Annotated in this window: 23 protein-coding genes and 2 pseudogenes; 14 read left to right on the plus strand and 11 right to left on the minus strand. The window is 42.9% G+C overall.

The annotated features are described in order from the left end of the window. Positions 1 to 115 precede the first annotated feature (115 nt). Positions 116 to 1,161 (minus strand): annotated as a pseudogene (locus ADA42_RS09065) (NAD(P)H-dependent flavin oxidoreductase). Between the two features lie 360 nt (positions 1,162 to 1,521). On the opposite strand from ADA42_RS09065, the gene ADA42_RS09070 reads away from it, so the two are divergent. The 7 genes from ADA42_RS09070 (at position 1,522) to ADA42_RS09100 (ending at position 8,981) form a co-directional block, all read left to right on the plus strand. After that, on the plus strand, positions 1,522 to 1,755 hold the full coding sequence (locus ADA42_RS09070) for a hypothetical protein (RefSeq protein WP_048764781.1): 234 nt from the start codon (positions 1,522 to 1,524) through the stop codon (positions 1,753 to 1,755). Between the two features lie 258 nt (positions 1,756 to 2,013). Next, complete coding sequence (gene purU, locus ADA42_RS09075) at positions 2,014 to 2,880, plus strand: formyltetrahydrofolate deformylase (protein WP_004939180.1); 867 nt, start codon at positions 2,014 to 2,016, stop codon at positions 2,878 to 2,880. Beyond that, a complete protein-coding gene (gene folD / locus ADA42_RS09080) occupies positions 2,877 to 3,770 on the plus strand; it encodes a bifunctional methylenetetrahydrofolate dehydrogenase/methenyltetrahydrofolate cyclohydrolase FolD (RefSeq protein ID WP_048764784.1) in 894 nt (297 codons plus the stop codon). Before purU ends, folD begins: the two co-directional genes overlap by 4 nt. Positions 3,771 to 3,811: 41 nt before the next feature. Then, positions 3,812 to 5,050: an FAD-dependent oxidoreductase gene (locus ADA42_RS09085; protein WP_004939175.1), complete on the plus strand. Its 1,239-nt coding sequence runs from the start codon at positions 3,812 to 3,814 to the stop codon at positions 5,048 to 5,050. A 12-nt stretch (positions 5,051 to 5,062) separates the two neighbouring features. Continuing rightward, the gene (locus ADA42_RS09090; protein ID WP_048764785.1) at positions 5,063 to 5,389 is read left to right on the plus strand and encodes a sarcosine oxidase subunit delta; all 327 of its coding nucleotides are present in this window, start codon (positions 5,063 to 5,065) and stop codon (positions 5,387 to 5,389) included. Beyond that, on the plus strand, positions 5,386 to 8,307 hold the full coding sequence (locus ADA42_RS18885) for an FAD-dependent oxidoreductase (protein ID WP_048764787.1): 2,922 nt from the start codon (positions 5,386 to 5,388) through the stop codon (positions 8,305 to 8,307). The genes ADA42_RS09090 and ADA42_RS18885 overlap by 4 nt, the downstream gene beginning before the upstream one ends. 2 nt (positions 8,308 to 8,309) lie before the next feature. Beyond that, positions 8,310 to 8,981: a sarcosine oxidase subunit gamma gene (locus ADA42_RS09100; protein ID WP_048764788.1), complete on the plus strand. Its 672-nt coding sequence runs from the start codon at positions 8,310 to 8,312 to the stop codon at positions 8,979 to 8,981. A gap of 125 nt (positions 8,982 to 9,106) precedes the next feature. Here ADA42_RS09100 and ADA42_RS09105 read toward each other — a convergent pair whose 3' ends face one another. Next, positions 9,107 to 9,400, minus strand: coding sequence for a DUF1330 domain-containing protein (locus ADA42_RS09105; protein WP_048764790.1), 294 nt, complete (start codon positions 9,398 to 9,400; stop codon positions 9,107 to 9,109). A 16-nt stretch (positions 9,401 to 9,416) separates the two neighbouring features. Then, positions 9,417 to 10,091, minus strand: coding sequence for a GntR family transcriptional regulator (locus ADA42_RS09110; RefSeq protein WP_228137575.1), 675 nt, complete (start codon positions 10,089 to 10,091; stop codon positions 9,417 to 9,419). A 151-nt stretch (positions 10,092 to 10,242) separates the two neighbouring features. On the opposite strand from ADA42_RS09110, the gene ADA42_RS09115 reads away from it, so the two are divergent. The 7 genes and pseudogenes from ADA42_RS09115 to ADA42_RS09145 all read left to right on the plus strand — a co-directional run. After that, complete coding sequence (locus ADA42_RS09115) at positions 10,243 to 10,845, plus strand: amino acid synthesis family protein (RefSeq protein WP_004939161.1); 603 nt, start codon at positions 10,243 to 10,245, stop codon at positions 10,843 to 10,845. Then, positions 10,814 to 11,605: a (E)-2-((N-methylformamido)methylene)succinate hydrolase gene (gene tgnD / locus ADA42_RS09120; protein ID WP_004939158.1), complete on the plus strand. Its 792-nt coding sequence runs from the start codon at positions 10,814 to 10,816 to the stop codon at positions 11,603 to 11,605. The genes ADA42_RS09115 and tgnD overlap by 32 nt, the downstream gene beginning before the upstream one ends. 29 nt (positions 11,606 to 11,634) lie before the next feature. Continuing rightward, positions 11,635 to 12,567, plus strand: a complete 933-nt coding sequence (gene tgnA, locus ADA42_RS09125; protein ID WP_004939155.1) for a flavin-dependent trigonelline monooxygenase reductase component — start codon at positions 11,635 to 11,637, stop codon at positions 12,565 to 12,567. A 2-nt stretch (positions 12,568 to 12,569) separates the two neighbouring features. Beyond that, positions 12,570 to 13,652, plus strand: coding sequence for a flavin-dependent trigonelline monooxygenase oxygenase component (gene tgnB / locus ADA42_RS09130; protein ID WP_004939152.1), 1,083 nt, complete (start codon positions 12,570 to 12,572; stop codon positions 13,650 to 13,652). After that, the gene (gene tgnC / locus ADA42_RS09135) at positions 13,627 to 15,093 is read left to right on the plus strand and encodes a (Z)-2-((N-methylformamido)methylene)-5-hydroxybutyrolactone dehydrogenase (protein ID WP_004948560.1); all 1,467 of its coding nucleotides are present in this window, start codon (positions 13,627 to 13,629) and stop codon (positions 15,091 to 15,093) included. The genes tgnB and tgnC overlap by 26 nt, the downstream gene beginning before the upstream one ends. A 366-nt stretch (positions 15,094 to 15,459) precedes the next feature. Then, the gene (locus ADA42_RS09140) at positions 15,460 to 16,863 is read left to right on the plus strand and encodes a purine-cytosine permease family protein (RefSeq protein ID WP_025094937.1); all 1,404 of its coding nucleotides are present in this window, start codon (positions 15,460 to 15,462) and stop codon (positions 16,861 to 16,863) included. A gap of 26 nt (positions 16,864 to 16,889) precedes the next feature. Then, positions 16,890 to 17,744, plus strand: a pseudogene (locus tag ADA42_RS09145) (hypothetical protein); the annotation flags it as partial. A 132-nt stretch (positions 17,745 to 17,876) separates the two neighbouring features. Here the strand turns inward: ADA42_RS09145 and ADA42_RS09150 are convergent. The 8 genes from ADA42_RS09150 to ADA42_RS09180 all read right to left on the minus strand — a co-directional run bounded on the left by ADA42_RS09150 (position 17,877) and on the right by ADA42_RS09180 (position 20,597). After that, complete coding sequence (locus ADA42_RS09150) at positions 17,877 to 18,329, minus strand: Mor transcription activator family protein (protein ID WP_048764795.1); 453 nt, start codon at positions 18,327 to 18,329, stop codon at positions 17,877 to 17,879. Positions 18,330 to 18,454: 125 nt separating this feature from the next. Continuing rightward, positions 18,455 to 18,892, minus strand: coding sequence for a gp16 family protein (locus ADA42_RS09155; protein ID WP_048764797.1), 438 nt, complete (start codon positions 18,890 to 18,892; stop codon positions 18,455 to 18,457). A 1-nt stretch (position 18,893) separates the two neighbouring features. Continuing rightward, positions 18,894 to 19,094 (minus strand): hypothetical protein, encoded by a 201-nt coding sequence (locus ADA42_RS09160; protein WP_048764799.1) that lies wholly within the window; start codon positions 19,092 to 19,094, stop codon positions 18,894 to 18,896. Next, positions 19,091 to 19,402, minus strand: coding sequence for a DUF7352 domain-containing protein (locus ADA42_RS09165; RefSeq protein ID WP_048764802.1), 312 nt, complete (start codon positions 19,400 to 19,402; stop codon positions 19,091 to 19,093). Before ADA42_RS09165 ends, ADA42_RS09160 begins: the two co-directional genes overlap by 4 nt. A gap of 51 nt (positions 19,403 to 19,453) precedes the next feature. Further along, positions 19,454 to 19,825, minus strand: a complete 372-nt coding sequence (locus ADA42_RS09170; protein ID WP_152682183.1) for a hypothetical protein — start codon at positions 19,823 to 19,825, stop codon at positions 19,454 to 19,456. 2 nt (positions 19,826 to 19,827) lie between these two features. Beyond that, entirely contained in the window at positions 19,828 to 20,028 is a 201-nt protein-coding gene (locus ADA42_RS18025) for a hypothetical protein (protein WP_068534989.1), read from the minus strand. Between the two features lie 86 nt (positions 20,029 to 20,114). Then, positions 20,115 to 20,324, minus strand: coding sequence for a hypothetical protein (locus tag ADA42_RS09175; RefSeq protein ID WP_048764807.1), 210 nt, complete (start codon positions 20,322 to 20,324; stop codon positions 20,115 to 20,117). Next, on the minus strand, positions 20,325 to 20,597 hold the full coding sequence (locus tag ADA42_RS09180; protein ID WP_048764810.1) for an HU family DNA-binding protein: 273 nt from the start codon (positions 20,595 to 20,597) through the stop codon (positions 20,325 to 20,327). Positions 20,598 to 20,604 lie beyond the last annotated feature (7 nt).

Raw genomic sequence — 20,604 nt, forward strand, 5'->3', positions numbered from 1 at the left:
AAAAAATAAACTTAAAAAACTGACGCTAAATATAAAGAAAGATGATTTTTATTAAAAATAAGCAATTGAAATAAATAAACTTATAGAGACTATTTTGATATAGGCTCTAAAAAAATTAACTGCACATTTCTAGTAAAATTTGATTGATCAGATCGGTGGCTTCTAACTCACGGATTTGCGCAACATGACTGCCAGCCCAAAATGCACCGTATTCATGATGTCCGTGTGTAGCCGCCAGTTGATGCAATTGTTTGGCCAGATCATACGTATATGGATAAGCCGGTACATTTGGACGCTGAGGATGATCACATTCAGTATGCCAGCGATTGATAATACCGCGAGCAGGGCGTCCTGAAATACTGGCAGTAATTTGCGTGAGTGGATGCTGTCGAAGTGCTTGTCGGTATGCCGCATTGGCGTTTGAAGTTTTACATTGAACAAATGCCGTACCAAGTTGTACCGCAGCCGCGCCCAGTCGCATCATGTGTTTCGCTTGCTGACCCGTCATGATTCCACCTGCGGCAATAACTGGACATTGACAATGCTGGTGAATCAGTTGAACCAGATCGGCTGTATTAATGGCTGCATCAATAGTGGGATTAAAAATACCCCGATGTCCACCTGCTTCAATCCCTTGCGCAATGATGATGTCGATCCCCGCAGCCTCAATGGCTTTTGCTTCTGCCAGATTGGTTGCACTAACCAGTGTGACAATACCCGNCCCGCCACTTTTAAGGCCTGAATTTGATAGGCATGGGGAAGGCCAAAATGAAAGCTCACTGCTTTGGGCGCAGTAGCCAAGACCAATTCTAAAAAGTCGTCATTTTCTAAAAAACTAGGATAGATACGGTTTAAGGTGGATGGCGGCGTGGCATTAAAACGAGAAAATTCCGGGCTTAAAAAATCAATCCATGCACGCGCATGCTCAGCATTAAGTGCTTGTGGCGTATGGCAAAAAAAGTTAAGTTGAAAAGGTTGATCGGTCAGTGTCTGTGTATGTTCGATTTGCTTTTTTGCATCATCCAGTGAGCTGGCACCTAAGCCTAAAGCGCCTAAACCACCTGCATTTGAAACCTCTGCTGCAAGTTCGGGGGTCGAAACTCCCGCCATCGGTGCAAGTAAGATGGGATGTTTAATCTTGAGCAGCGATAATAATGACATCCTTTTTTATCCTTATGCGATGGTTCAAAAGCTTGCAATGATTCATGCAGCATATTTATGAGATGAATTATTATTCTACGTTAAATAAATTTTTGTGAAAGATAAAGCAGTTTCAGCACTTGAAATACTATTCAATAAAATGAGAAAGATCATGATGACAGGTTTAAAATGATGCTGGTTATGTTATGCATCAAAACATGACATAAACTACATTATTTTGTACTCAAATGATGCATAAAAAATTCTTATTAAGAATAATAAAACTTTTAAAACTCTAAAATATTGAAAATTTAAATAATTTATTCATGGCATGTTCTTTGCTCTAAAAAAATAACTGACAACTTTGCAGGAGATGAAGACATGAAAATCGACAGTGGATTCAGAATCAAGAATATACGTTTGATTGGTCAAACGACCTGTGAACTGTATATGGAAAATACTGAAACATCATGTGTGAAAGGCTGGATTATCAATTGTAATCACGTATTTGTGCATCAATTTCATGATCAGTTAAATCAATTATGCCAGTCTGACAATCCGTTCGACTCATTATTGCAACTCAAACAATTTCATACCGTCGAAGTGTTGTGCTAATTCCACGCTTTATGTGGATAGTCCAAATCGGGATTATCCATGTTTTTGCACGTCTGTATATTTATAAGTAATTGATAATCATATATAAAAAATATTCCCCACAGTAAAAAAATTTTCGAATTCACTAGACGAGAGATTTATTTTCTTATATAAATTACCGAAAGGAAACTTAATTTCCTGATAGTAAACTTACCGATGTTTGCCGATTGCATTGATTACATCGTTAAGTGTCTCGAATCTGTTAATTGGGGAAACATCATGGCCAACGATCTTGTCGATCAGTATGTTCTAAAAATCTCTTGTCCTGCTGCCTCGGGTATTGTGGCTGCTGTGTCGAATTGTTTAGCTGGAAATAATTGCTACATTAGCGAGATGGCACAATATGACGATGAAATTACAGGACGTTTTTTTAGCCGTATTGTATTTCGTTTTAACGAAGGGCAAGGAGATTTGGCATTACTCAAAGAAAAGTTTGCAGATGTCACAATGAAATTTGCAATGAAGGCAGATTTTTACGAAAAGAAAAATCCGATGAAAGTGTTGATCATGGTGAGTAAGTTTGATCACTGCTTGTTGAATTTGTTATATCGCCATCATAAAGGTGAGCTGGATTTTCACATTACTGCCATTGTTTCCAATCATCTGGACTTGCGTGCCATCGCCGAGCGTGAAGGGATTCGCTTCATTTATTTGCCAGTGACCAAAGAAACTAAACAGCAGCAAGAACAAGAACTATTAAAAATTGTCGATGAAACCAAAACTGAATTGGTCATTTTAGCGCGCTACATGCAGATCTTATCCAATAGCTTATGTACTCAATTATCTGGACGTGCAATTAATATTCATCATTCATTCTTACCGGGTTTTAAGGGTGCTCGGCCGTACCATCAAGCCTTTGAACGAGGCGTCAAGCTGATCGGCGCAACTGCACATTTTGTCACCAGTGATTTAGATGAAGGTCCGATTATTGAGCAGGAAGTACAACGTGTTGACCATGCGTATATGCCAAATGATTTGGTCTCTGTTGGACGCGATACTGAAACCGTCGCACTTTCTAAAGCCGTAAAATATTTTGTCGAGCATCGCGTTTTTATGAATGATGACCGTACGGTGGTGTTCAAATGAGTCTTGTCTTAGTAAAACAGCACAGTCCCAAAATCATTGATGGTAAAGCCATTGCGCAAAGCGTACTTGATGAAGTCAAGTCAGAAGTTGAGCGTTATACGGCTCAGGGTGTTGAGCCATGTCTGGCCGTTGTACTGGTTGGGGAAGATCCAGCAAGCCAAGTGTATGTACGTAATAAAGTTCAAAAAGCAGCATTTGTTGGGATTCGTTCATTGGAATTTCGCTTTGATGCTGACCTGAATGAACAGGAATTACTTGACCAGATTGATCGTTTAAATGCGGATGCTAGTGTGCATGGCATTTTAGTGCAGTTACCTTTACCTAAACAAATCAATGAAACTCGCGTGCTTGAACGCATTCACCCTCTAAAAGATGTGGATGGTTTTCATAGTGAAAATGTGGGGGGCTTAAGTCAAGGACGTGATGTTTTAACACCATGTACACCGACGGGCTGTATTCGTTTACTTAAAGATAGCTTAGGTGATGATTTAAGTGGTTTACATGCGGTTGTAATTGGGCGCTCCAACATTGTAGGCAAACCGATGGCAGCATTATTGCTCCGCGAAAGCTGTACGGTCACGGTTGTTCATTCCAAAACCCGCAACATTGAGCAGGTCTGTCAGCAGGCTGACATTGTAGTGGCGGCTGTGGGCAAAGCCAATATGGTTAATGCATCGTATCTAAAAGCCGATGCCGTGGTGATTGATGTGGGCATTAATCGAATTATGACACATGAAAAAACACGCTTGGTGGGTGATGTCGATTTTGAAGATACCTTGCCGATGGTCAGTGCGATTACCCCTGTGCCTGGTGGTGTAGGCCCAATGACCATTGCGTATTTGATGAAAAACACCTTGCAGGCAGTACGTTTGCAGCATCCACAAATATAAATGATGAAAAGGCGTTATGACACGCCGCGGAGAAATACACCATGCCTTTGAGTCTGCTGAAGTATGGATTAAGTGATGAGTATCCTGTGGAAGTGGATTTGCCACCCCCTAAGGAACTTAAGTCTCATTATGACGTTGTGATTATTGGTGGAGGTGGACATGGTTTGGCGATTGCCTACTATTTATCGAAATATCACGGCATCAGTAATGTTGCGGTACTGGAAAAATCATATTTGGGCGGCGGTAATACGGCACGTAATACGGCAGTGATTCGTTCCAATTATCTGACTTCAGACGGTGTGAAGTTTTATGCCGAGTCGGTTCGGATGTTTAAAAATCTATCAAATGAATTTGATTTCAACATTATGTACTCCGAGCGTGGTCAATTAACCTTGGCGCATACAGATTCGACAGTTCGAGCATTTCGTCAGCGTGCAGAAGTCAATAAGCATTTTGGGGGGCGCACTGAAATGATTGATCGAAAGCAAATTAAGGAGCTGGTGCCATGTCTCAATCTAGATCCCGCACATTTACCTGTATTGGCTGGGTTGTGGCATATCGACGGTGCGACAGCGCGTCATGATGCTGTCGCGTGGGGATATGCCAAAGAAGCTGCGAAACGCGGTGTTGAAATTCATCAGCTTACCGAAGTACAAGATTTTGTGGTGCAAGGCAATCAGGTCACGGCAGTGAAAACCAATCGCGGTATGGTGCAATGTGGCTGTGTGGTTCAGGCCATTGCGGGTGCGTCTTCAATCTTAATGAATAAGCTCAAGATCCGCGCGCCGATTCATACCTATCCTTTACAGGCCATGGTTTCACAACCTTTTAAGCCATTTATCAATCCGCTGGTAAGTTCTTCCGCGCTGCATTGTTATGTGCAGCAAACCAGTCGGGGAGAAATTGTATTTGGTGGGGGATCAGACCCGTATCCGTTGTACAACACGCGCTCCACCCTAGATTTAAAAGAAAGCCTGCTTGCCCATGCGATTGAAATGTTTCCGTTTATGGCCAATGTCAAGCTCATGCGTCAATGGGCGGGAATCACGGATATGACCCCAGACTATAGTCCGATCATGGGGAAATCGCCGTATGACAATTACTATCTGGATGCAGGTTGGGGGACTTGGGGTTTCAAATCGACGCCTATTTGCGGCAAAACCATGGCAGAGCTGGTCGCAACAGGGCGTACCCCCGACCTGATCAAGCCATTTGAGCTGTCACGTTTTAGTCGTTTTCAACAAGTCAACGAAATGGGCGCGACTGCGGCGAGCCATTAAGGAGAACATGAAATGAAAATTATGCATTGTCCTTTAAATGGGCCACGAAATATCAGCGAATTTACCTACGGTGGTGAGTTTAAAGAAATACCGGATCAGAATACGTGTAGTGATCTGGAGTGGGCAGATTATGTATTCAATACTGACAATATTGCAGGCGTGGTTTTGGAGTGGTGGATGCATACCCCGAGCAGTTACTGGTTCATTGCACAAAGACATACCGTGACCGATGAAATTTTAAGAACTTTTGATCCTAAAGAAATCTTTGATCGACGTGTTGAATTTTCTGCAGTCAAAACTAGCGCATCTGCTACACCTATGAAGGAGTCTTTGACATGAGTAATCTTGCTTTACAACGGCTTCCGCATCCGTACGGTCGTATGATCGATCGTACCCAAGTCGTAGCGTTTGAATTTGATCATCAAAAATATCAAGGCTTTGCAGGGGATAGCATTGCCAGCGCCTTAATTGCCAATCAGCGCTGGGTTATGTCGCGCTCTTTTAAATATCATCGTCCACGTGCACCATTGACCATGGCTGGACAAGATGCCAATACCTTGATTCAGCTTCCAGAAGAAGCGAATGTTTTGGCAGATACTACAGACATTCAACCGCAATTACGTGCCGCTGGACAAAACTTTTCAGGCTCTTTATTGAAGGATTCTAATGCCTTTTTAGGTAAGTTTTCTAAATTTATGCCTGTTGGCTTTTACTACCGTGCATTTTACAAACCTAAGGGCGTGTGGAAACTCTGGGAACCATTCATTCGTAAAAAAGCAGGTTTGGGTGTTCTGGATTTAAACTTTGAACCAGAATACTACGACAAAGCCTATCTGTTTCACGATGTAGTCGTGGTCGGTGGTGGGCCAGCAGGTTTGCAGGCGGCATTGTCTGCTGCAGAGCAAGGCGCCAAGGTACTTTTAGTCGAGCAAGAGAAATTGTTGGGTGGCAGCCTGAATTATGCACGCTTTGATGTTGAAGGAGTGGTGGCCGATCAGCTACGTGAGCAACTGGTAAACGCCGTCACTGCACATGCCAACATTCAAGTCATGACGCAGGCAGTATGTAATGCGTGGTTTACCGACCATTATTTACCTGTGATTCAAGGCAAGCGCATGTATAAAGTGCGCGCCAAGCAATGCATTGTAGCCAGCGGTAGCTTTGATCAACCTGTAATCTTTAGAAATAATGATTTGCCAGGTGTGATTCTGACCAGCGCAGTACAACGTCTTATTAAATTATACGCAGTTAAACCTGGCCAAAAAGTTGTGATTTTAACTGGTCATGATGATGGTTATTTGGCAGCACTGGACATGCTTGAAGCAGGTATAGACGTGGTTGCGGTGGTCGACTTGCGTGAAGTTCCACGTAATAAAGCCGCCTATGGTGCGGTCAAAGCCAAAAATGTGGCCTGTTATCTGGGCAGTACCGTATTTGAAGCGTTGCATGACAAAACCATGCATCGCGTTCATGGTGTTGATATCCGAAAGATCGTATCTGAAGGTCAAGTCGCTCAAGAGATAAAAAAACTGGATTGCGACGTACTGTGTATGTCTTCTGGATACATGCCCGTGTACCAACTGCTCTGCCAAGCAGGTGGAAAGCTGAGTTATAACGATCAAAAAGCCGAGTTTCATCTTTCAGGCTTGCCTCAAGGCTTACATGTCACAGGCTCAGTCGAGGGTATACATGCCATTGAGCAGGTGGTGGAGCATGCAAAATATACGGGCACACTGGCTGCACAGTATGCTTTAGGACAGCCGCTTAATATTCAATGGCCTTCAAATACTGTATTAAAAAACAATCCAGTCAATTTTCCTTGGCCGATTTTTGCCCATCCTAAAGGCAAAGAGTTTGTCGATTTTGATGAAGATTTACAAATTCGAGATATCGTCAATGCCACCAAAAGTGGTTACCGCGATATCCAGTTGGTGAAGCGCTTTTCAACGGTTGGCATGGGGCCATCGCAAGGTCGTCATTCAGCACTGTCCACAGCTCGTTTGGTCGCTAAGTCGACTCAGCGCAGTGTAAGTGAAACAGGGGTGACCACAGCCCGACCTCCATTTACTGTGGAAAAACTGGCACATGTCGCAGGGCGTAGTTTTGATCCGTATCGCCAAACTCCGATGCATGCGCAACACCTTGAAGCAGGCGCCACCATGATGCCGGCAGGAAATTGGCAACGACCAGCCTTTTATGGTGATGCGGCACACCGATTACAACATATTGAAAATGAAGTGAAGCATGTACGCAATCAAGTGGGCATGATTGACGTTTCTACGCTCGGCGGGCTTGAAATTCGTGGACCAGATAGCGCTGAATTCATCAATCGGCTTTATACCTTTGGCTTTACAAAGTTGCCAGTGGGGAAAACCCGCTATGCCGTGATGTCGAATGAGCACGGAGTAGTGATTGATGACGGTGTTGCAGCGCGCTTGAGTGAGCATCACTTTTATGTGACCGCCACTACAAGTGGTGTCGATCGTATCTATCAACAAATGCTGAAATGGAATGCACAGTGGCGTTTGAATCTAGACATTACCAATGTGACCACCGCGTTAGCCGCGGTGAATATCGCAGGCCCACAGTCACGTGCCGTGATGCAAAAAGTGTGTCACGATATTGATTTGTCAAATACAGCGTTTCCATATTTAGGTGTAAGGGAAGGACATATACAGGGCATTCCTGTACGTATCTTGCGAGTTGGCTTTGTAGGCGAGTTAGGCTATGAAATTCACTTTCCGGCACGCTATGGCGAGTTTATGTGGAATCACCTCATGCAGGCTGGTCAGGCATTTGATATCAAGCCATTTGGCGTAGAAAGCCAGCGTCTGTTACGTCTGGAAAAAGGTCATATCATCATTAGTCAGGATACCGATGGCATGACTCATCCTCAGGAGGTTGATCTAGGATGGGCCGTTGCCAGAAACAAGCCTTGGTTTGTGGGCAAGCGTTCAATTGCAATCCTTGAGCAACAACCTTTAAAGCGTAAATTGGTGTCATTTGTACTCGATAAATCGCAGGAAAAACCCTTAGAAGGACATATTGTGCTTGAGGGTGAGAATATTTCTGGAAATATCACCTCATGTGAATATTCACCTACGCTCGATAAAATTATTGGAATGGCGTATGTCGGAATTGGGCAAAGTGAAGTTGGACAGCAATTTCCAATTCGTGTTGAGAAGGGCGCAATGGTGCATGCCACTGTGGTGAAAGCGCCATTTTATGATCCAGAAAATCACCGTCAGGAGATTTAACCATGCAGTCACTTTATCAGGCAGAACGTAGTCCTATTGAAATAGGTGGATCTCAAGTTGCATATCAAAGCTTTGGTTTGGGAAAACGCTTTCTTCAGGACCAATCTTTTTCCGATGAAAAAACGATAGCCCAGTGCAGTATTGTAGATTTAACCAATCTATCCCGTGTAGGGTTTAGAGGACAAGATGCCGCTGCCTACTTGAGCAGTTATGGATTTCAATTACCACAGCAACCGAATCAGGCCATACAGCAAGAAGATGGATGCTGGGTACTACGTTTATCCTTGACTGAATATTGTGTACTTGGGTCGCTTCAGGATTTTGGTGAGCGCGTGAGCCAGTTGGAGCAAGGTTGGCAAATGGATGAGTGTGCCAATTATTTACTGCCACGCCAAGATAGCCATGCATGGATTCAGTTATCTGGCGCGCCTGTAGCCGAGCTCATGGCAAAGTTATGTGCTGTGGATATGCGACTTGATGTATTTCAGGTGGGGCAGATTGCACAGACATCCGTCGCACGAATCAATGCAATAGTGGTAAATGTTAGTGATCCAAATACGCATAAGTTTAATATTCTGTGTGATCGTGCGGCAGCACTCTACTTGTGGGGTGTTTTGCAAGATGCGATACAGGAATTTGATGGAAAAATATATGGAATCAATGTGTTATTGTAATGCGGGAAGATCATTGCAAGCGTTCATCACTTCCCCATTAAAATGATGAACGCGATCGACTCGTTTTGGGACAAATATCTGCCCAATATATTTGTCCTTTTTTTAAGGAGTATTTGGGTTTTGTCTTAGCTTGTTGGCAAGCCTTCTACGAAGCTAATCATCACATCTGCACATCCTTCACGCGCTAAACGCGCCTGTTTATATTCTTCTGAGTCATAACATTGTTGTGCAGTCGCCAGATCTGGAAACTCAATAATGACATGACGCTGATAAGCCTGTCCTTCTAAACAAACAGATTCACCACCACGCGCTAAGAATTTTGCACCGTATTTTTCAAAGGCAGCCGGCGCAAGTTTCATATATTCCTGATATTGCTGCATATCATGAATGGTGACATGTGCGATCCAGTAAGCACTCATATTTAATCCCTTTGATTTATTGTTCCTGTATTTGTTTTTCAAGAATTTGCTTGGCGATTGTCGATGCCTCATGCAAATGTGCAGCAACGGCTGCTTTGGCTGCATCGGCATCTTTTATTAAAATTGCCTCGACAATCGTACAAATACGTTCATAACCCGACACCGCACGATGGGGTGAATTAATGGTCATGGCACGTAAACGGCTGATTCGTCCGTTGAGGCGTTCAACTACTTCCCAAGCAATATCATGATTGGCAATTTCAAAAATAAAACGATACAGATCTCTAGAAACACTGAGTAAATCCTGCATTTTTCCATCTTCAAATGCATCATGTAGCTTTTGTAGATGGCTTTGAAGTTTCTGACTACCTTGCTCGTCAAGCTTTTTAGTACAGTCAACTACGGCACTTTGTTCGAGTAATAAACGGATATCATAGATCTGCTGCGCAACATGCCAGTTTAATACCGATACAATCGGGCCTTTATTGGGTAGGGTTTCTACCAATCCTTCTGCTTCCAAATAACGAATCGCTTCACGTACCACCGTGCGGCTCACGCCTAATTCTTCACATAATACTCGCTCAACCAGACGTTTTCCTGCCGGGAAATAGCCTGTAATGATGGCATTACGCAGATTAGTTAGTGCCATTTCCCTCAACGTAATAGGGGGATGCTCGATTTTTAGATTCAAAGTCATACACTCACTCAAAATTTATTTGTGTAATTTTTGGTTACATTTATAGGCATCAATATTAGCAAAAAAAACGGTACTTGAGTAGTCTGTACTATTGTATACCATAATATTGTGTTTTATATTGATGTAAAACAAGGGAGGAAAATCCGTGAGCCTAATCCGAAAAACAGTACTGCACGTAGAAACAATTTATGTGGATGGTGGCAAAGAAGCGCCAACACCATTAAAGATGGTGGCTGCTGCTGCGGTACTTAAAAATCCATGGGCTGGACAGGGATATGTCGAAGATCTTGCACCAGAAATCCGTCGCATTGCGCCAGAGTTGAGCAAGCATTTAACCAAGATGATTATTGATGAAGTTGGTTCTGGTGAAGCCGTCGAGGCATTTGGTAAATCTGCTGTTGTCGGGCTCGATGGTGAACTCGAACATGCTTCTGCACTCATTCATACCTTGCACTTTGGTAATACTTACCGCAGCGCTGTGGGTGCGAAATCTTATTTGGCATTTAACAATACACGTGGCCCAGCAAATGCACCGATTTTAGTGCCGATGATGGACAAAAATGATGAAGGTCGCCGTTCACATTATTTGACAGTTCAATTCGCGATTGCCGATGCACCCGCTGCAGATGAACTGGTGGTGGTGATTGCAGCCTCAACCGCAGGTCGCCCACATCACCGGATTGGTGATCGTTATAAAGATTTAGAAGAGTTAGGCCATGATCTCAAAAACCCTGCAGCTGTCAAATAATCGTACCGCTCATTATTTTGAGCAAGGTGAAGGAGAACCGCTGGTTCTCATTCACGGTGTAGGAATGCAGGCCGAGGCATGGTATCCACAAATTGATTATTTTTCAAAGCATTATCATGTTGTTTCTCTGGATATGCCAGGGCATGGTCAGAGTACTGCACTTGCAGCAGATGCACAGCTACAAGATTTTGTAGACTGGGCCATTGAGTGTATTTGTGCATTAAATCTGGGGCCTGTCAATCTGGCGGGACATTCGATGGGGTCACTCATCACTACAGGTGTAAGTGTGACCCGACCAGATCTAGTAAAGCGCATGGCAGTACTCAATGGTGTGTATAAGCGTACCGACGCGGCTCGAGAAGCTGTGATTCAGCGAGCCGAAGCGCTCAAACAAGGTCATCTGGATATCGATACACCTTTGCAGCGCTGGTTTGGCCAAAGCGAAATTGAAAAGACCGCATCCGAACGGGTTAAATCGTGGCTTGAAAACGTGAATATGTCTGGATATACCACCGCCTATCGTGCTTTTGCACAAGGGGACTTGGTGTATGCAGATGGCTGGGCGGATATCCAATGTCCAGCACTGGTATTAACTGGAACAGATGATCCAAACTCAACCGCAGAAATGACTATACAAATGGCAAATCAGGCCAAGCATGGCACTGCAATTGTGATTGAAAACGAACGGCATATGGTGAATCTCACCGCACCTGAGAAAGTCAATCAAGCGATGCAAGCGTGGTTGGAAACAGCCCCCTAATTTGTTTCAGAGATTGAAGGAGTATTGAAATGAGCGAAATGGATGCAGTGAATAAAATACGTGAGCTACGCGATGCCTTTGGATCATTTATGACAGGCGTGACGGTCGTGACCACGTGTAAAGATGACGGGACGCCGCTTGGTTTTACCGCAAACTCTTTTGCTTCGGTGTCTTTGGACCCAGCTTTGCTTTTAGTCAGCATTGCCAAGACATCAAGCAATTATCATAACTTTGCAGATGCATCACACTTTGCCATTAATATTTTGGCAGAAGAACAAAAAGATGTATCTAATACCTTTGCCCGCCCAAGCGATGATCGATTTGCTCATTTAGCTTGGACAAAAAGTGAATATCAAAATCCATTAATTGACGGCGTCAGTGCTTGGTTCGACTGTACCACCTATCAGGTGGTCGATGCAGGTGACCATGCCATACTCATTGGTAAAGTAGAAAATTTTGCTTCGGCGGGTTTTGCAGGTCTTGGCTACTATCGCGGTGCCTATTTCACGCCAGCCAAATCCTCTACAGATGTCATTTCAAGCATGAAAGTCATGATGATGGCATTGATTGGGCACGAAAATAAAATCTTGCTCGAACAGACAGCCGATCATAAATGGGCCTTGCCGCATTTGATGGTCGAAAAAGACGGTGCAGAAAAAGCCTTGGAAAAGATCTTTGCAACCTATCAGCCAGAGGCATCACCCAGCTTTATCTATTCTGTGTATGACGATATCACCACTCAGCAGCAATACATTGCATTCTTGTGTAATACCCCTGTAGCGACTGCGCATAGAGGTCAGTTTGTCGATTTAAATGACCTTGAAAAACTTACGTTCGTCGACAGTGCTTTACAAAGCATGCTGATGCGTTATCGCAAAGAAAATTATCTGAAAACCTATGGTGTTTATTACGGTAATCATACCAGTGGCACAGTTCGTCAAATTGTTAAAGAGGGAGTTTAACCATGCGTTTTTCACTATTTGTACACATGGAACGTGTCTCGGATCAGCAAACACAAAAACAGCTTTATGATGAAATGATTGAGTTGTGTCAGATTGCCGACCGTGGTGGTATGCACGCGATCTGGACGGGTGAGCATCATGCCATGAATTTCACCATTGCGCCGAATCCGTTTTTGAATCTGGCCGACTTAGCTAACAAAACCCAAAATGTACGTTTGGGAACTGGTACCGTAGTGGCACCGTTTTGGCATCCGATCAAATTGGCTGGCGAAGCGGCTATGACCGACATTATTTGTAATGGCCGTCTGGATATCGGGATTGCCCGTGGTGCGTACTCTTTTGAATACGAGCGTATGGTACCCGGTATGGATGCATGGAGTGCTGGTCAGCGTTTACGCGAAATGATTCCCGCCGTTAAAAACCTATGGAAAGGGGATTATGAACATCACGGTGAGTTTTGGCAGTTTCCGAAAACCACATCGGCACCTCAGCCATTACAGCAACCTTATCCTCCAATTTGGGTGGCAGCACGTGATCCAAATAGTCATGAATTTGCTGTACAAAATGGCTGTAACGTACAGGTAACTCCGCTTCATCAGGGCGACGAAGAAGTCGAAAAGTTAATGGGACATTTCAATAGCGCCTGTGAAAAGTTTCAGGATATTGCACGCCCTGAAATCATGTTGCTACGCCATACTTATGTGGCAGATAGTGAAGAAGATGCGCAGCTTGCGGCTAATGAGATGAACGTGTTCTACAACTATTTCGGTGCATGGTTTAAAAATGAACGTGAAATCAATCAAGGTTTGATTGCACCATTATCAGATGAAGAAATTGCAGCGCATCCTTTTTATACACCTGAAGCGATGCGTAAAAATAATGTCATTGGTCAGGCACAAGAAGTGATTGAGCGTTTAAAAGCGTATGAAGCTATGGGATACGACGAGTATTCATTCTGGATTGATACCGGAATGAGTTTTGAACGTAAAAAAGCCTCTCTCGAACGTATGATTAATGAAGTTATGCCCGCATTTTCTGAATCAAAACTGGATCGCCGTCATGCAAAAATTTCAGCTGTATATTAACGGTCAGTTTGAGAATGGTGCTGCGCAATTTGACAGCATCAATCCGGCTACAGGTGAAATCTGGGCAAAAATGCCAGAAGCACGAACAGATGAAGTCAATCGTGCGGTAGATGCAGCCGAACAAGCATTTTATAACGCCAGTTGGGCGGGGTTGACGGCCACTCAGCGCGGTAAGTTACTTTATAAACTTGCCGACCTGGTCGAACAGGCGGCACCACGACTTGCTGCTTTAGAAACCACAGATACCGGCAAGATTATTCGTGAAACCTCCAGCCAGATTGCTTACGTAGCAGAGTACTATCGCTATTATGCAGGGCTGGCAGATAAACTCGAAGGCAGTTTGATTCCAGTCGATAAACCCGATATGCAGGCATGGCTTGTACGTGAGCCAGTGGGTGTGGTTGCTGCGATTGTACCGTGGAACAGTCAATTGTTTTTGTCTGCGGTTAAACTCGGACCAGCGCTTGCGGCAGGTTGTACGGTTATATTAAAAGCTTCTGAAGAAGCACCGGCACCCTTACTCGAATTTGCTAAATTGATTGATGAGGCTGGTTTTCCTGCTGGTGTGGTGAATGTAATTACTGGTTTTGGTCCAGAATGTGGTGCTGTATTAAGTGCACATCCTAAAGTGGCCCATATTGCATTTACCGGTGGTCCAGAAACAGCCAAACACATTGTCCGAAATAGTGCAGAAAATCTGGCAAAGGTTTCACTAGAACTCGGGGGTAAATCTCCGTTTATCGTATTTGCAGATACAGATATGAATAGTGCCTTAAATGCACAGATTGCAGCAATTTTTGCTGCAACAGGCCAAAGCTGCGTGGCGGGTTCGCGTCTTTTGATTGAAGCAAGTATCAAAGATGAATTTTTGCAGCGTTTATCTGAACGTGTACAACGTATCAAGATGGGTTTACCCGATGATATGCAAACCGAATACGGCCCACTGTGCACGCTCAAGCAACGTGAAAAGATTCAGCAAGTGGTGCAGCATTCAATTGAACAAGGTGCAAAACTGATCACTGGTGGTCAAGTGTGCGCAGGAGCGGGGTATTACTATCCGCCGACAATTCTGGATTGTACTGGCGTGCCCGATGCACAAAGTATTCATACCGAACTGTTCGGTCCGGTGCTATCGGTCGATACGTTCATTACAGAAGCAGAAGCAATTCAAAAAGCCAACAGTACGCCTTACGGGCTGGCGTCTGGTGTGTTTACTAGCAATCTAAATCGGGCGCATCGTATGACCCGTGCCATTCGTGCGGGGATTGTATGGCTCAATACCTATCGGGTTGTTTCACCACTGGCACCGTTTGGTGGTTATGGACTATCAGGCCACGGTCGTGAAGGTGGTTTGAGTGCTGCACTTGAATACACCACCACAAAAACTGTCTGGCTTCGAATGTCAGATCAGCCAATTGATGATCCTTTTGTTATGAGGTAGTGAGTCAAATCAGGATGATTTTGATGTCGTAAATTTACTTGATTATTCAAGTAAATTAAAGAAAGGGATTAATGTCAGAAAATGGATTTTCTAAGGCTAAACCTGAAATTGGTATTGGTTTGGCTAAGTTTTATTTTAAATAAAAATATTTAAAAAACAAAACAATGAAAACCCCATTGAACTTAATCTCCATTTTTAGCTGTTGGAAAGGAAGCGTAAAGATGAACACTTTCATTCAAAGAAATTTTTAAAATCTGTATATAAAATGGTCTAAAAATTGCTTTGAATTAAAGGAATAAAAAATTCCTTTCAGGAATGATTGGAATTGTCATCTGGGTCAGTTGTCTTAAAAGTGAGACTAAGGAAATGAGTCAAAATGCAACATCAAACAAAGCGTTTGAAATAGAAAGCAACAGTATCGATTATGTGGATGCTTCTCAACGTAATGGTCACGTGAAAGATTTATTCACGCTCTGGTTTTGTACCAATATTGCACCTTTAGCTGTCATTACGGGTGCGATGTCAGTGCAAACATTTCATCTCAATATCATGAGTGCATTGACCGCAATTATTCTCGGTCATTTTTTTGGTGCCTCCATTTTGGCACTGACCTCTGCACAAGGGCCGCAGGTGGGTATTCCACAAATGATTCAAAGTCGAGCACAGTTTGGACGCTATGGTGCTTTACTGGTTGTCATTTTTACCACCTTTATCTATCTGGGTTTTTTTACGTCAAACATTATTTTATCTGGAAAAACGCTACATACCGTGATTCCTGCTATTCCGGTACCAACAGCAACTGTGATTGGTGCAATTACAGCAACGCTGATCGGGATTATTGGCTATCATTTTATTCATAAATTTAACAAAATCGGAACATGGTTTATGGGCGGCGCATTGCTGATTGGCTTTGCTCTCATGATTCCACATGTCACAGCAGATGTATTGGCAAAAGGCTCTTTTAATTTAAAAGGCTGGTTTGCAATGTTCTGTGTATGTGCGATCTGGCAAATCAGTTTCTCGCCATATACCTCGGATTACTCGCGCTATTTGCCTAAAGAGATTGGGATTTTTAAGCCGTTTATTTATACCTATCTGGGTGCAGCTCTTGGTACTGTGGTGGCATTTTGTTTCGGTATGCTTGCGGTAAGTTTATTTACCATCAATGATGCTATGGAAGCGGTGAAAACTGCCACGGGTGGTTTTGGCGTGGTGCTCATGATTTTGTTCTTATGCAATATTATTGGTCACAATGCCATGAATCTTTATGGCGCTTCGCTTTCATTTATTACCGCAATTCAAACATTTGCAGGTAAATGGATTCCAACCAAATCGACACGAATCATTCTTTCGATTTTTGTCCTCATTCTTGCAACCAGTACGGCACTTTGGGCATCAAGCAGTTTTATCAGCTACTTTCTTAACTTTATTTTTGCCTTGCTTTTCATTTTAGTGCCTTGGGTGGTGATTAACCTGATGGACTTCTATTACATCAATAAAATGCAGTACGACATTGCTTCAATTTTTGATGAACATGGTGGTCAGTATGGCAAATACAACATGAAAACTCTGGTGACGTATTTTGTTGGAATTGTGGTTCAAATTCCATTTCTTACCAATTCATTTTTCACAGGGCGCTGGGCCAATGTCATACAAGACGTTGATATCTCATGGATTGTAGGCATGATCGTAACCGCTGTTGTTTACTTTGTATTTAACCAGTCTAAAGTAACAGCGCGTGATTACACTGTCTCGACCAAAAAATGCTAAGCCAAAATGAAAAGCGGGAAAAAGTGATGAAAAGACAATATTTGAGTAGTTGTGTGGGGTTGATCAGTATCTCAATGGCATTACCATGCTTTGCAGGCTTCACGTTTGGCGATGCAAAAACAGATACGGGTGCACTGACGATTTCGGGCTATGTACGCGCCAATTATCAGGATAAAAATTACGGATCGGATAACGATCATAAACTCCAGTTTAATGCGGCTAAATTGGCGCTAGATTATGATTCGCCTCAATGGTTTGGTCATGCCGAATACCGTTGTTATCAGTATAGTACCTTGTGTGATTTCTCGACATTGGTTGATGCTTATGCAGGATATCGTTTTACTGATAAGCAAACATTAACCTTAGGATTACAGCCTGTTCCATTTGGTATTGGTCGTTTTTGGGAAAGCTCACTCTATGGTGGGATTAATAACACCATGGGATTGGAAGATGCACATAATCTGGGTGCAAATTATCATCATGAAATCGGTTCGACCAAAATTGATTTAGGTTACTTTGCAACTGATGGTGGGCACTATACGGGCGATAGCCGTGATTCGGCGCGTTATACTGCAAATTTTGTCAAAACCAGTGATCCAACCCAATCGACGTTAAATGAAAAAAATATGTGGATTGCGCGCGTAAGTCAGGATATTAAACTCTTACCTGATATGAGCATGAATGTGGGTGGTTCTTACTGGTACTCCGATATTGAAAATAAGACTTCTGGTTTAGATGGAAACCGTAAGACATGGGCATTGTTTACAGGCCTGAACTACAAAAATCTAGCCTTAAGCTTCACTGGCGGCCAAAATGATGTCACCAATAAAGATGCGTTACATCCTGATTATTCGGTGATGGGATCTTATGATGGCGAATATTATTGATACCTAATAATATAAAGATATAAGAGTGTTGAGATAATTGTGGGATTTTGTGGGATAAGATGGGATTGAGTGGGATAGATTTTAGAATTTGATTTCAAATTTAAGCAGGTTTAGAACCTGCTTTTTTTATTTGAACAAATCTAGATTTTTGTCTTCTTCGAGTGGTTTGATTTTAGCGCGAGCGGCTTCTCTGATCCAGCGCGGTGTTATTCCGAACTTGCGTGCCAGCTTTGCCTTAGATTCACCCTTAGCCAATGCTTTTTGTATTAGCTTAAACTTCATGCTTGAAGTGATCATGGTGCCCATAGGAACTTCTATACGCTGTCCACCAAGCTGCTTAGCAAGCTCCTGAAGCGCTTTTAAACCAATCACGCCCGCAATGTCATGTTCCACATTTAGGCCACGTTTGATGACAAAAGGAATGTGTAATACAGTGCCTTTGTATTCTTTGATCAAACGTAGGGTTTTTTCAATTCCGATCAATTCTGCGATGAAGCGCCAATTTTTTGGCATAAGCGCTAAAATTTCCTGATCTTCAAGTACTTCTTGTGCGTCTTCAATGTGAACCTGGTACGCCATGCTGATTGCTCCCACTTTAAGCAAATGTTATTATTACGTCGTGGTATAGATATTTTTCTTCTTAACTTTAGCGGGTTGGGTTGAATCTAAAAAGCTCATGATTGCAGTCATGGGCTTTTTACTTTTTAGACTTCTACACGCTCAATGCCGCAACGTTTGCACCACTGGCGTAAGTGAGTAATGATCAAGTCTGCATGCTTACTACTCAAAAACTGTAGTGCGCTGACACCGACTTTATTTTCGACAAATTTAGCCAAAGCTTTCTCGCTGCTGTTACGGACTTGGCCTGCTTCATGAAGTTGTAACCACAAGTGGCGGATCAATTTGCTCTGTGGATCACTGGCCAGATTTTTAACTTCAGATTTAGGTTTTGAATCGATGACAAAGCCGATTTGCTTCATGCGATCCAGCACAGCTTCAAGCTGTGGGATCGAAAGTTGTTTTGAACTTGTTTTGCCTGTACAACTTTCTAAAATTTCACGGTAAAGCTCGTCGTCAAGACCGAGCTGTGATTTACCAATATGAATAAGCTGGATGAGTTTGGCTTTTTTATTGAATTTCATATCAAAATACTCCCTTGGTTGCGTCATACAAACCAATCAGAGCAAGCAAGCCGAGGCTTGCAGAGCAACCTGCTTTTAGTAAGTATGAGCGACGTTGAAAAACGGTTAGGCCGTCAACATTGCGCGAGAGCCAAGCCAGACGTGCTTGCTGGAAGCACTGGAATAATCCAAGTAGAAAGACAGCAAAGAAAGCCAAAATCATGATGGTTCTCCAATCAAAGACAATGCTTGTGCAGCATCTGCAAGACTTGAGAAGAAATGAAAAACTAGAGGTACTGCTCGAAAGATTTGAATTGTTCCAAGATATTGACCAACTGGCTTGGTGATTTCATGGCCAGTACCAACACATAAAATGTTGTATTTAATTTTTGGCATTTCAGGATCACATAACACCCAAAGTTGTGGATCACCTTGTTGTGTATCGATGCACAAAGCTTTGCAACCCGCATGCATTTCGATGGTCTGATTGTCCTGAAGTGCTAGAGCATATTTAAAGATAGTTTTGCTCATGAAACCTCTCCCAAACTTTCAACCACTTCGGGTGGTAATTTGTCTAAATCATCACGAGTAATCATTGTATTCTTCCTCAAAAAACTTGATTGCCGCATCAATCGCATCTCGACCATCCAGCTCCTTAGCAATAGACTCATCATCTTCGTTCATGACGAAATAGTATTGAGTGGAAGGATTTGTATTCCACTTTTCAACTCGAATACGATTCTCCATGATGAAATCAAAACGTGCAGAATCTTGTGAAATATGTGCTAAATGTTTTTTTGCAGCATTAATCAAATCAATTAGATTGACTTCTGCCAAGTTGTCGCTTAAATCACCACTTTTGAGGTTGATTTTTACGGAGTTGATATCTACACCCTCATTTTCCAACAGGGCTGTCATCACTGATATGGTGAAAGTTATTGTTTCTATATTCATGGTCATTCAATCCAACTCACACATTTAGAGGTCTTACATTCAGCAGAAATATGTCCGTTATGAGAACTAATTGAATATTCGAGTCGACCTTTACAAATCGGGCATTCCATCTCATCGCTAATTGATCTTTTTGGTTTATCAGTGCCATGTTTATCTGTAATGGCTGTTCTTGCTGCTATAAAATTTTTCATAAATTCGCTCATGTTATTTCCCTCGCTGCTCGTCAGTACTGGATCACAACTCTGGTAGTGAGAGGCATCGCCTCGCAAGGCGGATGCCTGTGTTTCGCTTATTTCAAATAATCTTGTTCAGGTTCATAAGTCACTTCACTTGCATTATCTACTTGAGTGACATTACGATTACCTTCATAAAAGGTGCGATGATCAGCTACCATTCCATCCGAAATTTCAGTTGCAATTTCACGCGCATGATCTACATCATCTGCTTCAACAATGTGGGTCTGAACGTAGACTTTTGATATTTCAACTTTGAATTTCATTTAGTTCACCGCCTCTTTAAGTGCTTTACCTGCTTTAAACGTTGGTACTTTTGCCGCAGCAATTTGAAGCTCTTCGCCTGTTTTAGGGTTGCGGCCAGTGCGCGCAGCGCGATCTGAAACTTTGAAAGTACCGAAGCCAACAAGTGCTACTTCGCCACCGTTCGCAAGGGTGTCGATAACACCTGTTTCAAATGCTTGCAGAGCTACTGTTGCTTGTGCTTTGGTTAAGCCCGCTGTTGTTGCAATGTGTTGTATAAGTTCTGACTTATTCATGTTTGAG

This window comes from Acinetobacter sp. 243_ASPC, from assembly GCF_001054715.1.
Classification (GTDB): Bacteria; Pseudomonadota; Gammaproteobacteria; order Pseudomonadales; family Moraxellaceae; genus Acinetobacter; species Acinetobacter soli.

Coding starts and splice junctions, on each gene's coding strand:
- ADA42_RS09070 (WP_048764781.1), top strand. CDS start 1,522: ATGAAAATCGACAGTGGATTCAGAATCAAGAATATACGTTTGATTGGT.
- purU (WP_004939180.1), top strand. CDS start 2,014: ATGGCCAACGATCTTGTCGATCAGTATGTTCTAAAAATCTCTTGTCCT.
- folD (WP_048764784.1), top strand. CDS start 2,877: ATGAGTCTTGTCTTAGTAAAACAGCACAGTCCCAAAATCATTGATGGT.
- ADA42_RS09085 (WP_004939175.1), top strand. CDS start 3,812: ATGCCTTTGAGTCTGCTGAAGTATGGATTAAGTGATGAGTATCCTGTG.
- ADA42_RS09090 (WP_048764785.1), top strand. CDS start 5,063: ATGAAAATTATGCATTGTCCTTTAAATGGGCCACGAAATATCAGCGAA.
- ADA42_RS18885 (WP_048764787.1), top strand. CDS start 5,386: ATGAGTAATCTTGCTTTACAACGGCTTCCGCATCCGTACGGTCGTATG.
- ADA42_RS09100 (WP_048764788.1), top strand. CDS start 8,310: ATGCAGTCACTTTATCAGGCAGAACGTAGTCCTATTGAAATAGGTGGA.
- ADA42_RS09105 (WP_048764790.1), bottom strand. CDS start 9,400: ATGAGTGCTTACTGGATCGCACATGTCACCATTCATGATATGCAGCAA.
- tgnD (WP_004939158.1), top strand. CDS start 10,814: ATGATCTCAAAAACCCTGCAGCTGTCAAATAATCGTACCGCTCATTAT.
- tgnA (WP_004939155.1), top strand. CDS start 11,635: ATGAGCGAAATGGATGCAGTGAATAAAATACGTGAGCTACGCGATGCC.
- tgnB (WP_004939152.1), top strand. CDS start 12,570: ATGCGTTTTTCACTATTTGTACACATGGAACGTGTCTCGGATCAGCAA.
- tgnC (WP_004948560.1), top strand. CDS start 13,627: ATGCAAAAATTTCAGCTGTATATTAACGGTCAGTTTGAGAATGGTGCT.
- ADA42_RS09140 (WP_025094937.1), top strand. CDS start 15,460: ATGAGTCAAAATGCAACATCAAACAAAGCGTTTGAAATAGAAAGCAAC.
- ADA42_RS09150 (WP_048764795.1), bottom strand. CDS start 18,329: ATGGCGTACCAGGTTCACATTGAAGACGCACAAGAAGTACTTGAAGAT.
- ADA42_RS09155 (WP_048764797.1), bottom strand. CDS start 18,892: ATGAAATTCAATAAAAAAGCCAAACTCATCCAGCTTATTCATATTGGT.
- ADA42_RS09160 (WP_048764799.1), bottom strand. CDS start 19,094: ATGATTTTGGCTTTCTTTGCTGTCTTTCTACTTGGATTATTCCAGTGC.
- ADA42_RS09165 (WP_048764802.1), bottom strand. CDS start 19,402: ATGAGCAAAACTATCTTTAAATATGCTCTAGCACTTCAGGACAATCAG.
- ADA42_RS09170 (WP_152682183.1), bottom strand. CDS start 19,825: ATGAATATAGAAACAATAACTTTCACCATATCAGTGATGACAGCCCTG.
- ADA42_RS18025 (WP_068534989.1), bottom strand. CDS start 20,028: ATGAGCGAATTTATGAAAAATTTTATAGCAGCAAGAACAGCCATTACA.
- ADA42_RS09175 (WP_048764807.1), bottom strand. CDS start 20,324: ATGAAATTCAAAGTTGAAATATCAAAAGTCTACGTTCAGACCCACATT.
- ADA42_RS09180 (WP_048764810.1), bottom strand. CDS start 20,597: ATGAATAAGTCAGAACTTATACAACACATTGCAACAACAGCGGGCTTA.